Below are 14,468 nucleotides of genomic sequence, written 5' to 3'. Positions count from 1 at the left end.
CATGACGTACAACGGTAAATTGTATGAGTAGTGGCAGATTGCGTGGTAATTTCCTGTCAAATTACAAGAAAGTTGAAGGGGGCTATAACCCTTGAATATACTGCTGACCCGGCTATTATTTTTGTACATTGTTAGGCTTTGTTTTTTATTTGAATTTATATCTTGTGGAGTTTTTGTCTCCGATTTTTTCAACCATTCCATTTTCAAATGCGAACTTTAAATCACGACTTGCGGTTGCTGGTGATATTTCTCTAAAATTCTTTAGGTAATCCTTTCGCGAAAAGTAATCTTCCTTTATTATTGATTTGAACAGGTTAATTCTGTCAATATTTTCGAGGCTTACATTCTGTATATTCAGTAATTCTTCAAATGATTCATGTATAATTTCAAGCATAAATTCAATGAATAGGGTTGATTCTCCAGAATTATCAGATTTCCCTAAAGCCTCGTAATAATTTTCCTGACGTTCCTTTATTAAGGTTTCTATGGGCAGAAACTCAAAAACGGGGTGGTAATTTTTTAAAATTAGGGTTTGCCATAGTCGTCCCATTCTTCCATTACCGTCAATGAAGGGGTGTATAAATTCCATTTCATAATGAAACACACAACTTTTGATTAAAATTAAATCATCATCATTCTTAAGATAATCAAATAAATCATTCATTAAGGGTTTAAGCATTCCACTTTGTGGAGCAATATGTGCAATTTCTGAACCCTTTACTATTCCAACAGATTTACTTCGGAGTTGTCCAGCAGATTCAATTAGGCCATTCATTAATAATCCATGGGCTTCACAAAAAGACTCGAAACTATTGGGGTTTAAATTGTCCAAATAGTCATATACTACTATGGCATTTTTTACTTCCAGAATGTCCTTCTTGGGACCAATTACCCGCCTGTTTTCAACAATTGCAGTGATTTGTTCAATGGTCAGAGTGTTTCCCTCTATTTCAAGAGAAGAGTGAATTGTTTTAATTCTATTTTTCTTTCTTAGTTCGGTTGGAGGTTTGCTCAAATGAGCAGCGTTTACCTCGCCTATCTTCTCTGAAATAGAAGCAACAAGCTTTAAGATTTTACCTGTTATTGTATAAGGTGGTTTCATTCCATATAGTTGTGATAGTATCATTTGATAGTATCAAAGATAAGCAATTATGTCTTAATAATTCAATAATTTTCAAATTGCGGTGTTTTGTAAAATAAAGCCTAACGGTTGGGCTATGCGTAGTGCGGGATTTAGGAGCACTCCACTTTCAATTTATTACTAAATTTCATTATCTGTATTATCGCTCAAATTATCGCTGGATCCCGCATTACGTATAGCTTTTATTGTGCTTTCGTGCTTTATTTTTTCTTCGTCCGTGCGTTGGCGTGAAAGCTCTTTGCAACCGCAGGAACGAGGATTGCAATGTGCTTGAACTGAGCGTTGGACTTTTCATAGTGACAATTCATTGCCATATTCAACAGTCGGTTCTTTAGCAAGAAATAAATCTAACTCTCCTTGATTATTAAATCCTGCTAATTTTTGTCTGTATTTTGCAGCAATAAGTCTGTTTTCGATTTCTTTCTTACGATTCTTACTTATCTCTAAGAATTCTTCTTCCTGGTCAATACCTAAATACCTTCTGTTAGCGAGGTTAGCTGCAATTCCCGTAGTTGAACTACCTGCAAAAGGATCTAAAATCCATGCATTCTGCTTAGTTGAAGCTAAAATTAATCTTGTTAAAACAGAAAGCGGTTTTTGAGTCGGGTGCTTTCCACACGACTTTTCCCATTTTGCAATTGCAGGCAGTTTCCAAACATCCTTCATTTGTTTGTTGCCGTTCAATTGCTTCATGAGGTCATAATTGTAGTAGTGTGGGACTTTTTCCTTTTTCCTAGCCCAAATTATTTGCTCAGTCGAATGGGTGAAGTAACGGCAAGAAAAATTTGGTGGTGGGTTAGTCTTCTCCCATGTTATGACATTTAGAATCTTGAAGTCCAATTCTGTTAAAATTTGACCTACAGAAAAAATATTGTGCATTGTGCCACTAATCCAAATTGTGGCGTCATCTTTCATTTTATTGCGGACTAATGAAAGCCACTGACGATTAAAGTCGTTTATAAAGTCAAATCCATGAGACTTATCCCATTTGCCCTTGTTAACGCTAACGATTTGACCATTCTGAATAGAAAGCCCATTGTTAGATAGAAAATAAGGAGGATCAGCAAAAACCAAATCAAACTTATGATCAAACTCATTTAAGAGTTTCATTGTATCTCCTTTTAAGAGATAAAATTGTGCATCTGTTGATTTATAATATGGTTTAATCATCTTCTATTATGAGTTGCCACAGAAACAATTTTGAATATATTTTCTCCGTGTTCTAATGCTTCAAGTAGGTTTTTGAACATGTAGGCTTGCTCATAGTTTGACTTTTCTTGAAACATTAAAAGCTTAGCCATGAGGAGAATAAACCTTATGCTGTATTCGCCTTTATTTTCTAAAGATTCATACTCTGCTGCTTCTTGTTCTATCTCTCCTATTATCTTCTTTTCAAGTAATTCATTTCTAGAATTCAAGTCTTTAATTGGTTTTGCTTTATCATTCCAATAAGTTAAAAGAAAAGAAACGAGTTCTTTTGTTTTTCCTTTTTCTATGTTCATTTTTATTAGCAAGTCAACTGCCCAATGAATATGTTTTGGAGTTCTTAATCGTGACCAACCTGATTTAGTTGAGTTATCTTTTTGACGATACTTTACAAGTAAGTCAAAATTGGATAGATTACCCTGATACACTGCTAGGATAAACTTCCCATTAACAGGAAAGACCTTTAAAGGAGTCATTAAAACTCCCTTTGATTTGAAAGTCATTTTAGGAGTACTCATCCGATTATATTTTTAAGAATACCGTTTTTGAGCATTTCAAGGTTTATTAAGTATTCAGCTTTGTCAAAGTATTCTCGTAAAGGTTTCAGCGTAGATTTCCAACCAGCTCCATCAGTTACCCATATGAACTCTATTTGCTGCTTGTTCCAATAAGAGTTCATTTCTACATACTCTGTTGCGGTTGATTTTAACTTTGAACCACCGCCACCATAGAAGTTACATTCAATGAAATATAGTTGCCCATTTTTATTAATTGCGAAATCTATGATTCTTGAAGATTTATCAACTGCTACATCTAGACCCCATTCTTGCTTTATTTTCTTCGCAGTTGCTTGAGGCATAAATCCAATGTTTAATTCATTACAAGTTTCTGCAACGAAATCTTCTACTAGCGATTCCATCAATGAGCCACCACGATTCTTGCGGCCATTGCTATCTAGCCCAACTTCAACTCCCGTTGTATAGTCTACTAGGTTTTTTATTTTCTTTTTTTGGAAAAGACTGGCAATTCCTGATTTTATAAGAAATTGAGCTAATTGTCTGCACTCGTTATCGTCTAGGCTGGTTTTATTAAAAACGAATTTTTTATAAATGAAATTCTTTGTGTCGATTAAAACGTCAACAGACTTTTCTCGAATTGCAAGTAGATTTGGAAAGGCTTTGACAACAGTAGGGTATTGCTTTATTAATTTAAATGCTTCTTCTTCTATATTGTCTTTTCCAATTAGATAATTCAGAAGATTAAGTTCCTTTTCAATAGGATCGATATTTCCAAGTACTTTCTCCCAATTGACGAAATAGTTCCATTGGGTGATTTTATTTTTAAAGTTTGAAGTAATGGAATCAAAAAGTTGATCATCACTTTGCAGCTCAAGCAGGCTCGTAAGTTTCTTCATACGAATAGTTCGTTATTAATAGCTCATTTAATTTCCCCCTTTTGGAAGGATTAGCATTTATACTTCTTTTAGCTTCAACTCTTTCAATGAAGAAATTGGCATATAAATCATCAAAAAAATTATCATCAGGATTTTTTCCTTTCACGTCAGAATTACTGAGCATCCAATTATGGTCGAGATCTTCAAGTTTTTGACAAAAGTCTCTAAGCCTTATTTGCTCTAAATCATTGAATTCATCTTTTGCGTAGGAGTTAAAGCTTGACGTTTCACTTAATGGTTTATATGGTGGATCAAAGTAGAAAAACGAATTGTCGCTAGTGTAATTAATAGTTTCTTCAAAATCGCCACAGAGGATTTCAACTTTTTGCAAAGCATTATGAACGGCTAGTAAATTTTCTGCATTGCAGATAGTTGGTTGCTTATAACTCCCCATAGGAACGTTAAACTCATTCTTTCTATTGACACGATAAAGACCATTAAAACAAGTCCTATTTAGAAAAATAAACAAAGCGGCTTGTCCGCTTTGTTCTGATTCTCTATTGTTAAATAGTTTCCTTTTGTTGTAATAGTATTCTTTCTTTTTGTCTTGGTCATCTACAAGAGAATGATATTCATTTTGCAGAGTTTCTAAAATTGAAATTAATTCATATGGTTTGCTTGAAATAGTTCGGTAAGTATTTATCAAATCAGTATTAACATCATTGATGACTGCTTTTTCAAGGTTTGGAAATTCATTAATCATCCAAAATAGAATTGCTCCGCTGCCTACAAATGGTTCAATGTAGGTGAACTTGTCAGATTTTATTTGAATTGGCAAACTAGATTGAATTTCTTGAATTAATTGAGTTTTACCACCTGCCCACTTAAGAAATGGTTTTGCTTTGTTTTTCATGCTTTGTTAGTTAGTAATTCAGTAGCCTTATTTAAAGCTAAGGCAGCATACTTATCATCTTTGACTGAATTCAAAATTTTGTCGCTTAACCAAAGAGTCAACAAATCTTTTTCATCAACCCCAAAATGTTTAGAAAGTGCAACAACTTGTTCTCTGGTAAGACGTCTGGCTCCACGTTCCATTTTGCTTAAAAGTGCTGTGTCTATTTCCAAGTACGCTGTAACTTGTCCAAGGAGCAAATCTTTCGATTCTCTAAGATTCCTTATTCTTTCTCCTAATGAGTTCATTGTACAAAAAGTGATTTGTCATTATTTGTCAAATATAATGAATCGTTATCGAAAAATCAGTTCGTTCGTTGGAAAAAAGCAATGTGTGCGATAGCACTCTTTGCTTGCGCGTTGGCTTTTTTCGCATGAAGCCTAACGTTCGGTACAAGAATAGTAGCCGACTGCGGACTGCTATCTTTTCAAGCTACAGAAAAGTACGAGCGAGCTACAACCGGCTACTTTACTGCTGCCTCGGCTATTATTTTTGTACATTGTTATGGGGCGTAATTTGTTCTCGACGGCTTATAGAAAGGTCAGCCCGATTTTACGATTTAGTCCAGTTTCAAATATTCTTATTAATGTCGAAAGTTGGATATTTCCCTTTGCATTTTCTATTTTCGAAATGTAGCTTTTCTTTGTTCCCGCTTTTTCGGCCAATTGTTGCTGTGTGAGTTTTGCCTCCTTGCGGGCCTCCTTTAGCATCTCGCTCACAATGAACATTTGAGCTTTTTCTTCAAATTCATTTCTACTTTCAGTTCCTATTTTTCCGTGCTCACGTTCAAGCAATTCGTCAAATGTCCTTATTCCTTTGTAGTCAGTCATGATTTCATTTTTTTTTGATTAAAATACTCTTCTTTCAATCTCATGGCTTTTTCAATTTCTTTCTTTGGCGTCTTTTGCGTTTTCTTTTGAAAGCCATTTAAAAGAACCACGAGTTTTCCTTTGTCAAAGCAACAGAAAACCCTATAAATGTTTGACTGATATTCAACTCTCACTTCAAAAAGTCCCTCATAACCAGTCATTGGAGCTAAAAATTTTTTAGGAACCATTTCAACTTGTCGGATTAACTGAAACACATATTGAAATTTGGATTTGACTCCTACGTCAAGTTCCTTATAAAAGTCAACAAAATAATTTTCGTGGAATATGATTTGTCTGCCCATTGCACAAAGTTATCTTAAAAGATAACAAAAGCAAAAAAATTCTGACTTTGAATTTAATTAGTGCTGAGGGGGGGGTATTATGCCCCATAACTTTTAAATAACCCCATATCAATAGTCCTTATTTCTCTTTTGTACTTGGTTGTTAAAGTGCAGAAAGAAATAATTAAAGACCAATATACCTGATTTTTTGGTTTGCCCCCCCAAAAGAGGGATATTACCATTTATATTTTATGGCTGATGGTGAATTTGAAGTCACTCCCTTTGCCAAGCTCACTCTCCACCCATATCCTGCCCTTGTGTTTTTCAACAAATTCCTTGCAAAGCAACAGACCAAGTCCTGTACCTGTTTGTGAGTCGGTATCGGGTATGCTTACTTTTTCTTCTATTTTAAAAAGTTTATCTATAATATCGGTTGGTATACCAATTCCCGTATCTTTTACACTAAACCTGGTTTCGTAATCGTTTTTTACAACCGATATTTGCACTACCCCCTCTCTACTTGTAAACTTAATTGCGTTACCAATTAGGTTCCGTAATATTGTGCTAATCATATTTACATCAACATCAATGATGACGTTTTCATCTATATCATAAGTCATGCTAATGTTTTTAGCCTTGGCAGAGCTACCGGTAAGACTTATAACTTCACGAACAATGTTTTTTACTACAATTTTTTGAGGCTTAAAAGGAATACAATCGGTTTGCGACATCGCCCATGCCAACAGATTTTCTAAAAGCTTATAAGCATCATCCGTTGACTGGTTTATGTTAGATGCCATTTGTTTTATCTCGTCGTAGTTATATATTTCTGTATTACCCAGGAGTAGCTCAGATAAACCCAGAATGGTATGAAATGGGTTTCGGAGATCGTGGGCAATAATCCTGAAGAATTTATCTTTGCTCGCGTTGGCTATTTTTAGTTCCTTAACGGTTTGTGAAAGCTTGTTATTCAGTTTTTTGAGTGCATAATCCTGTTCAATACGGTGGGTTATGTCTTTAATATGTGAGATAAAAAAAAGAGGCTGACCTTTAACATCATACATCAAAGATGAAGATACTTGACAGGTAATTATTTTGCCCGACTTATGAAAAAACCTCTTTACAAATTCACCTTTTGCCTGGTCCTTGTTGAGCAATGCGGATTGGACATATGACCGACTAAGCCCTTGATCGTCGGGAACGACAAATTTATTTACAGGCATTTGCTCTAATTCGGCCTGCGTATAACCAAAAATATTTACACACTCTTTATTGGTAGTTTCTATGATGCCGTCAATGCTGACCGACATTATTCCGATATTTGCATTTTCAATGGATATACGGTATTTCTCGGTGCTATTTTTTAATTCCTGTTTAATTTGCCGTCCCTCTTTAAGCGTTTGTATTAGCTTATTGAAGTATAAAGAAAAGTTTCCCAGAAAATCCACCTGCTGATTTAAGTCACCTTCAGCGAGGCGTTGCACCTGCCATACCAGATGGGATAAGTTAGCATGCAATTGCTTAAAGGGTGCAGCCAAAGCATTGTTGGGTGGTACTTCGGTATTGAGCTTACCGTTGGATAAATCATCAATAAACCTTTGATTGTCACGTAGTTTTGCGAGCAACTCACTGATAGATAAAAACAATGATTTAGTTTCTCCAGATTCTAAATCCTGAATAGAACGTTTTAATTCATGGCTAAGCTCCTCTATTTTTCCTGTATGCAAGAGCCCGTTTATGGTATCTGATAAAAACTGGCTTAAGGCCTTATTGTCCATTTTTTAAATTTATGGTGAACCTACACACCCTGTCGCCTGAAGACCAGCAATCTACTTCTTTTACATCAAATTCCCTGCCTACATATTGTTTGAATATTCCTGCCAGAAAACCTTCATCGTAATCGCATACTGTTTCACCTGTTATGGGCAAACCACTACAATCCAAATCTTCAGCCACGGTAATAACAAAGCTCATCTTTTCCAGGTCAGACTTTTCTACCCTTAAAATTCCTATGTTTAAATCTTTCAGGATCTTCTGGAGTTGCGCTACAAAGTCGTAAAATTCCAATTCACTAACCAACAGCGCCTTACAAAACTCCTCACCGGCAACAAAACCTGCCTTGTAGAATAATTCATCTGCCTTTAACCTGCCAAATTCTTTGTTTAAAACACTCCGCATAGTATATTGCATCAACCTATAAACAGATACATTGGTAGCATTGCCTAAATTTGGTCTACCTATTTCTACGTCACCAAGGTCTTTCCATTGGAAGTTGTAATTATCCTCTTTCATATTCTGAAATTTATTCTATGCCTGAAAGAATACTTTAATGGGTATTGCATTTATTAAAGTAAGCACTTGGGACATCTGCCAATAACACTAAGCTAATCAACGCCCATCCATACATTTTTAAAAAAATGTAAAAGTCATCAAACAACACGAGCTTGCTAAAAAAACATTCAAAAATATAAAATAACTTAGTTAAATAAAATAGAAGCTCATGCAAATAATTAATTTTAGCCCCTATTTTCCTCCTCCATATCAACCGCTTCTTCCAATAACTTTACACTTTCGGTTGCAGGTAACTCCTGCACCTTTTTAAGTTTCGACAGCATCATCCGGGTACGTGTACCCACCAAACTGTCCAATTCTTTGTTGGCTTCGTTAATTTTTTTCTGGGCTTTTTCCAACACCCCGCCAAACTTGCCAAATTCACTTTTCACCGCACCCAGAATCTGCCACACTTCGCTACTTCGTTTTTGTATGGCAAGCGTTTTGAAGCCCATCTGCAAACTGTTGAGCATGGCGGCTAAGGTGGTAGGGCCGGTTACTATTATTTTAAAGTCGCGCTGCAACAGTGCCACCACCTCAGGCTGACGGACCACTTCGGCGTACAAGCCTTCGATGGGCAAAAACATAATACCGAAATCGGTGGTGTGCGGCGGGTCGATGTATTTATCGCGTATATCTTTTGCAAACTTCTTGATGGCCATTACCAAGGCTTTATTGGCTTTTTCAATACCTTCTAAATCGCCCCTGTCGTAGGCGGTTTGCAAGCGTACGTAATCCTCCTGAGGGAACTTGGCATCGATGGGCAGATAGACTTCTTTACCCACATCGTCTTTACCGGGCAGCTTTATGGCAAACTCCACATGATCGTTGGAGCCCTGTTTGGTTTTAACATTAGCCATGTACTGTTCGGGTGCCATAATTTGCTCCAAAATATTGCCCAGTTGTATCTCGCCCAATACGCCGCGGGTTTTTACGTTGCTCAGCACCTTTTTTAAATCCCCTACTCCATTGGCCAGATTCTGCATTTCGCCCAGTCCTTTCTGCACCGCTTCTAAGCGTTCGCTCACAATTTTAAAGGACTGCCCAAGACGTTCCTCTAAAGTCTTGTGTAACTTCTCGTCAACGGTTTCGCGCATTTTCTCTAATTTCAGCTCAGTCGATTTCACCAGCTCGTCTTGCTTTAGGCCCATAGCGTCGAACTTTTGCTTTTGCAAATCGTTAAATTCCCTTACGTTTTGAGTAAAGACATCGCTAAAATTTTTGAGTGATTGGCTAAGTTCCTCCCTGTTTTGCTGTCCGCTTTTATTCAGGCCATCGCTGATGAGCCTTAGCTTTTCTTCGAGTTTAAGGGTCAGTTTATCCAGGCCGTTGGAGAGTTCCTCGCGATTATCTTTTAAAGATGCAGATAACTCGATACGATTTTCTTTCAGTTCACGCTGCATAAGCTGCTGCACCGCATCAACAATAAGCGAGACATCATTCTCTTTTTTCTTAAAAAATAAAAGTGCGAACAGCACAAGACTAAGCACTGAAATAATAATTGCGATAATTTCCATAATTAGCTTTTTTGGGTAAAAGTTTATCCCCCTTTTCCGGTAAAGTCAAAATTAGGAAAATTTATTAGTTTCCAATTTAAGCACTATTTGTCACATTCCCTTTCATACGGTCTAAATCAATATAACTATGCGTCCGGCCACTTTTTGAGGAGGAAACTGCCGGTCGATAATAATTTTCAGTTTAACTATTTTGCATATCTTCACCAGTTACGCAATCTGATTTTGCAGTACAACATATTTGCAAAGGCCGATCGCACTGAATTTAGCTTTCTTATTACCATACATGGTAATCTGCATCATTCGCCGCAACAGCAGCTTTTATGTTTATATTAGGGGTAACGTTTATGGCGCGAAGAACTTTAAGCTATGTTACTGGTCATTGAGACATACACCCGATATACTTTTTCAGTAAAACATCTGGCAGAACTATAATCAAACACAGTGCTGAAGGCTGTAACAATATCCATTAAGAACAATCTTGTTTGCAGTAATTACCTATTAAAAAGGCTATCGCCATAACTGTTTACATGTTGCTATGGTAGTATTGCCTTATCAGACTATGTTCTCCTACCATCTATTCCGGAGTATACCTACCATTCTTCCCCGACCTATTTCTTTTGCGTAGGAAGGGCTTATGTATATAGTAAAGGGATGCGATTATGCGGCTGTCCACTTTCTAAGGCACTCGGCCAGTGATTTATAAAAAAATCTGTAATTACATCCTCACTTGACCCTTATATATCTGATAGACGAATTAAAACAACAAATATGGCTTAAAGTTAAATATCACCAACAATTTTTACAAATCGGAATCCAATAGACCTAAGGTATGCACCTCCAACTTCGGATCTTTAAAAAAGCTTGGCATTCTTCATTTTTAATTTCCTCTTTGAAATATCTGCTGATGCCAACGCAATAAAAAATACACCATAGAGCAGTGAAGGTTTAACAGGTAAATTAAAAACCTCGATAAGCAGTTTGCGTCGTTATAGCGGACCTTGCCTGCATGTTGGACGCTTTTATGATAATTGACACCGGAATGAATAAGGTGAGTTATGTTTATTTTGTAAAATATTATTACGCATCAACAGTAGTCTCCTACGATAATTATTACACCCCATTGTCTCTTCCGCAAAAATAACCACCTTTTGATAATTCTACTCCCAAAAGCGTTTTTAAAAATAACCTTAAACGGATTGGCATGATTTAAAATATAATATTAATTTGTCTTGTAAAGGGTGAAAAATTCTGTTGTCTGCAGTAAAAAATCAGATTGACTTGACATTTCCTCTGCACTCGCTGCCAGCTCTTCACTGTTTGAAGCACTGTTTTGAGCTAAATTATTTAATTGCATTATAGCGGTATTTACTTGATTAATAGCTGAACTTTGCTCCTTACCGGAAGATGAAATTTCGTGTATAAGCAGTGATGAATTGGCAAGCTCCGGTAACATCTTATTTAGTTTGTTTTCTGCCTTCTCAGATATTTGATACGCCATATTTGTTTTACTTACAATTTCCTCAGCGGCGTTTTTACTTATTTCTGCAAGCTTTCGAATTTCAGCTGCTACAACTGAAAAACCTTTACCGTACTCTCCAGCACGTGCTGCTTCAACAGCTGCATTAAGCGCAAGAATATTAGTTTGGTAAGCAATGTCTGTGATGATATCAATTTTTTCAGAAATGGCTTTGTTAGCCTCAACGGTTTCGTTACTTAAAGAAGCAACTTCCTGTATCCCTGTTTCTACCTGTTTTGTTATTATTGCCGCTTTGTGAGAATTCTCCTGGTTTTGCAAAACACCAGCAGTAACTTCTTCAATGGAGGATGCCACCTGTTCAACAGTAGAGGCTTGTTCGCTTGACCCCGTACTTAATACTTGTGATGAAATTGAAACCTGCGCAGCACCACCTTTTACTTGTTGAGAAGATGTTGTAATAGCTTCTAAAACATTTTTAACTTTTAGCATCATCTCATTTAAAGAATATGCTAGAATACCAATTTCATTTTTTTTATCTATTGAAAGTGGATCTGAAAAATCACCTTGAGAAAGTGCTTGCGCAAATATTAAGCCTTTATTTAGTGGTGGAATAATACTTCTGATAATACTGAAAATCACAATACCACTTAACAATATTGTTAAAATTGTTAGTGTGATTGCAATGATATTTATTCTTTTTAAGAATGCAACAAGTTTACTTAACCCTATTGATGCTTCATTTACTTCCGCAACCACAGATTCGTCAAGAAGTTGTTCAATTTTTGAAAATGTTTCATTTTCATATTTATCTACAAGAGCTATGGCATCCCTTTTAGCTGTTGGATTAAAGGTGTTAAATAATTGATCAGCCTCTTTTTTAATTGTATTAAATAAGTTCTCCGCTAACTGAAGCTGTTTTATTTCGGTTGATTTACGTTCTAATGGCTTTAATGCCTTAAGTGTTTTTATAAATTTCTCCGAAAACAAGGTATAATATTTTTTACTTTCAACCTCTCCAGAAACATACTCAGAAAGCGAAAATAGCATATTCGTCACACTATTCTGTAAGTCGAAATAGTATATTAAACCAGGAATATCATCTTTTAAACTTTCATTTAAATCACCTGATCGTAGCGCATCATTATACTCTTCATGACCTAACTTTGCTAATAGTTTTATAAGTTCTGTACCTTCATTATTTTTTAGATCATCCGCCTTTTTACGCGACTTTACCTCATGAATAGGGTTATATTTTGCAAACACCTCATCTCTAATGACCTGTACATATTCACGTACTGTTTTATCAATTAAGTCCATATTTGCTTTATCCTTTGCATTGGCGGATTCTAATTTATACAGGATTGAGTAGTAGTCCAGAAATTCTTTATAGTTTTCTTCAAAAGCAATGCTTTCATCATCTTCACCACTAAGATATTCTAATGTGTTGGAATTCATATCATTAATTTCATCCAGTATAAATAAACAATGAATTGCTCCAGGTACATCATCTGTTGATGTTTCATTGGCGTATTTAATACTTTTAGTGTTTAGTATTAGAATTGATATTACAACAACTAAAAGAAAAAGGATCAATGTTCCAAATCCTAAAAATAACTGATTCTTGATTTTCACGATAAATTATATTATAAGTTATGTAGTTTGTTACTGAGCACTGCAGAAATGGCTAAAAAAGTATAGTTTTTATTACGCCATAATTGTTTGAATAAATAAATGCTTAATCACATATATCAAGTGCAAGACATCACATATGAATATACCAACTGGTACAGTTTTGCTGAGAATAAATAAGATCCACCCAAATACCGATAGTTATTCCTCCTTTCGAAACTTCCATATAATATGGGATTGCTACAGAGGGGCTCAGACGCATACCGCCCCAATAATACCGACTCTCCGGATTAACACTGGCCGATACTTAACTTGTATTTGGCAATTCCTGTGCTTTTATCATCCTAATCAAAAGCAATAAAAGGCCTACATTCGCAAAAACGAAAACACTCATTGGAAATTCCGGTGATGTTGACCCCCCACAACGGCCATATTGACCCCCCTGGATTTGGGTAACCGAAAATGGTTAGTATGACAAAATTACATTTTTTTTCTAAGACTCTCTCCTTTGAGTTCAATCCTGTGCGATGTGTGCACCAAACGATCTAAAATCGCATCGGCAATAGTGGCCTCGCCGATGATGTCAAACCAACTGGCAACAGGCAGTTGGCTCGCGATAATAGTAGCCGCCCTGGCATGTCTGTCCTCGATAATTTCCATCAGGTCCATCTGGTGTTGTTTTTCAAGGTGTGTCAATCCAAAATCGTCGAGGATAAGCAAATTAGCTTTCGATATTTTATTTAGGAGCTGGTATATGGTGCCCTCCAAACGTGTCATTTTTGTTTGTTGCAGCAGCTTTTGAACATTGAAGTAAGCTACTTTGTGCCCCTGGGCACATGCGTGGTGCCCCAAGGCGGACGCTATAAAGCTCTTGCCGCATCCGGTAGCCCCGGTAACCAGAACAGACTCGCCATTGGCGATGTAATTGCCGGTGGCCAAATTGGACACGAGCCCTTTGTCCAGCCCCCTTGAAGCATCATATTTCAACTCTTCCAACGAGGATTGGTATCTAAACTTTGCCGATTTCCTTAATCGGTCAAAGCGGCGGTTGTCCCTGTCCTGAAGCTCGGCCTGGAGCAATATCTCAAGGCCTTCGCCAAGCGACAGCTCATTCCATCTTTTTGTTTCCAGAAGTGCGTTCCAGCTTGTTTTAAAACCGTACAGGCGTAATTGCGATAGTTGGTTTTCGATATTTTCCATCGTATTAAAATTTAATTGATAATTGATTGTCGTAATATTCTTTTCCCCGGATGTTGTTGTGTTGGGGCAAGTCTTTATCAAGTTGTTCCTCCCGGATATATTCGGTCATCTTGTTTTTGATGACGTTCAGGACAAAACCGTAAGTAAGATTCTGATGGTCGATAGCCATTTGGCACGCTTTGTCAAAGGTTTCACGGGGCGTGGATTTAAATAGTTTGAGCAGGCCGTCGCAGCTTTTGTACAGTTGTTCGGGATACCTGTCCCGGGCAAACAGCAGCCTGACCAGCTCGCCCAGCGTTTTCGATAGGTTTGCGGCTTTATCTTTATAGTATTCAGGGTTACGCTTTTGGTAGTGCCGGTGGGTTGAGCACAGGTGTTCTTCTGCAGTGGTGTATTTGCCTATCCCGTATTCGCGCTTGTGTACCGCTACCAAGTTGTGCCGATGAAAAATGCGCACCATCGAACGGGTGTA

The 14,468-nt window shown here is 36.8% G+C and carries 13 protein-coding genes and 1 pseudogene; all 14 read right to left on the bottom strand.

The window, feature by feature from the left end:
* Positions 1 to 145 precede the first annotated feature (145 nt).
* Positions 146 to 1,102 (bottom strand): Fic family protein, encoded by a 957-nt coding sequence (locus FN809_RS17215; RefSeq protein WP_142534788.1) that lies wholly within the window; start codon positions 1,100 to 1,102, stop codon positions 146 to 148.
* Between the two features lie 330 nt (positions 1,103 to 1,432).
* Positions 1,433 to 2,251, bottom strand: a complete 819-nt coding sequence (locus FN809_RS17210) for a DNA-methyltransferase (protein WP_246095622.1) — start codon at positions 2,249 to 2,251, stop codon at positions 1,433 to 1,435.
* Between the two features lie 56 nt (positions 2,252 to 2,307).
* Positions 2,308 to 2,865, bottom strand: a complete 558-nt coding sequence (locus tag FN809_RS17205; RefSeq protein ID WP_142534786.1) for a hypothetical protein — start codon at positions 2,863 to 2,865, stop codon at positions 2,308 to 2,310.
* The gene (locus tag FN809_RS17200) at positions 2,862 to 3,761 is read right to left on the bottom strand and encodes a type II restriction endonuclease (protein WP_142534785.1); all 900 of its coding nucleotides are present in this window, start codon (positions 3,759 to 3,761) and stop codon (positions 2,862 to 2,864) included. The genes FN809_RS17205 and FN809_RS17200 overlap by 4 nt, the downstream gene beginning before the upstream one ends.
* On the bottom strand, positions 3,736 to 4,653 hold the full coding sequence (locus tag FN809_RS17195; RefSeq protein WP_142534784.1) for a DNA adenine methylase: 918 nt from the start codon (positions 4,651 to 4,653) through the stop codon (positions 3,736 to 3,738). The genes FN809_RS17200 and FN809_RS17195 overlap by 26 nt, the downstream gene beginning before the upstream one ends.
* Positions 4,650 to 4,940, bottom strand: coding sequence for a helix-turn-helix domain-containing protein (locus tag FN809_RS17190; RefSeq protein WP_142534783.1), 291 nt, complete (start codon positions 4,938 to 4,940; stop codon positions 4,650 to 4,652). Before FN809_RS17190 ends, FN809_RS17195 begins: the two co-directional genes overlap by 4 nt.
* Before the next feature lie 282 nt (positions 4,941 to 5,222).
* Positions 5,223 to 5,522, bottom strand: coding sequence for a helix-turn-helix domain-containing protein (locus FN809_RS17185; protein ID WP_142534782.1), 300 nt, complete (start codon positions 5,520 to 5,522; stop codon positions 5,223 to 5,225).
* A complete protein-coding gene (locus tag FN809_RS17180) occupies positions 5,519 to 5,863 on the bottom strand; it encodes a type II toxin-antitoxin system RelE/ParE family toxin (RefSeq protein ID WP_142534781.1) in 345 nt (114 codons plus the stop codon). The genes FN809_RS17185 and FN809_RS17180 overlap by 4 nt, the downstream gene beginning before the upstream one ends.
* A gap of 221 nt (positions 5,864 to 6,084) precedes the next feature.
* Positions 6,085 to 7,620 carry a PAS domain-containing sensor histidine kinase gene (locus FN809_RS17175; protein ID WP_142534780.1) on the bottom strand — a complete coding sequence of 512 codons (1,536 nt, stop codon included), beginning with the start codon at positions 7,618 to 7,620 and terminating at the stop codon, positions 6,085 to 6,087.
* A complete protein-coding gene (locus FN809_RS17170; protein ID WP_142534779.1) occupies positions 7,610 to 8,134 on the bottom strand; it encodes a V4R domain-containing protein in 525 nt (174 codons plus the stop codon). Before FN809_RS17170 ends, FN809_RS17175 begins: the two co-directional genes overlap by 11 nt.
* 224 nt (positions 8,135 to 8,358) lie before the next feature.
* Positions 8,359 to 9,690, bottom strand: coding sequence for a DNA recombination protein RmuC (locus tag FN809_RS17165; protein WP_142534778.1), 1,332 nt, complete (start codon positions 9,688 to 9,690; stop codon positions 8,359 to 8,361).
* Between the two features lie 1,219 nt (positions 9,691 to 10,909).
* Positions 10,910 to 12,799, bottom strand: a complete 1,890-nt coding sequence (locus FN809_RS17160) for a methyl-accepting chemotaxis protein (RefSeq protein WP_142534777.1) — start codon at positions 12,797 to 12,799, stop codon at positions 10,910 to 10,912.
* Between the two features lie 477 nt (positions 12,800 to 13,276).
* Complete coding sequence (gene istB / locus FN809_RS17155; RefSeq protein WP_142534776.1) at positions 13,277 to 13,996, bottom strand: IS21-like element helper ATPase IstB; 720 nt, start codon at positions 13,994 to 13,996, stop codon at positions 13,277 to 13,279.
* A 4-nt stretch (positions 13,997 to 14,000) separates the two neighbouring features.
* Positions 14,001 to 14,468, bottom strand: a pseudogene (locus tag FN809_RS17820) (hypothetical protein); the annotation flags it as partial.

It is taken from the genome of Saccharicrinis carchari (genome assembly GCF_900182605.1).
Taxonomy (GTDB): domain Bacteria; phylum Bacteroidota; class Bacteroidia; order Bacteroidales; family Marinilabiliaceae; genus Saccharicrinis; species Saccharicrinis carchari.
Note: the sequence above shows the minus strand (reverse complement) of the source record. Positions and strands in the feature narration are given on the sequence as shown.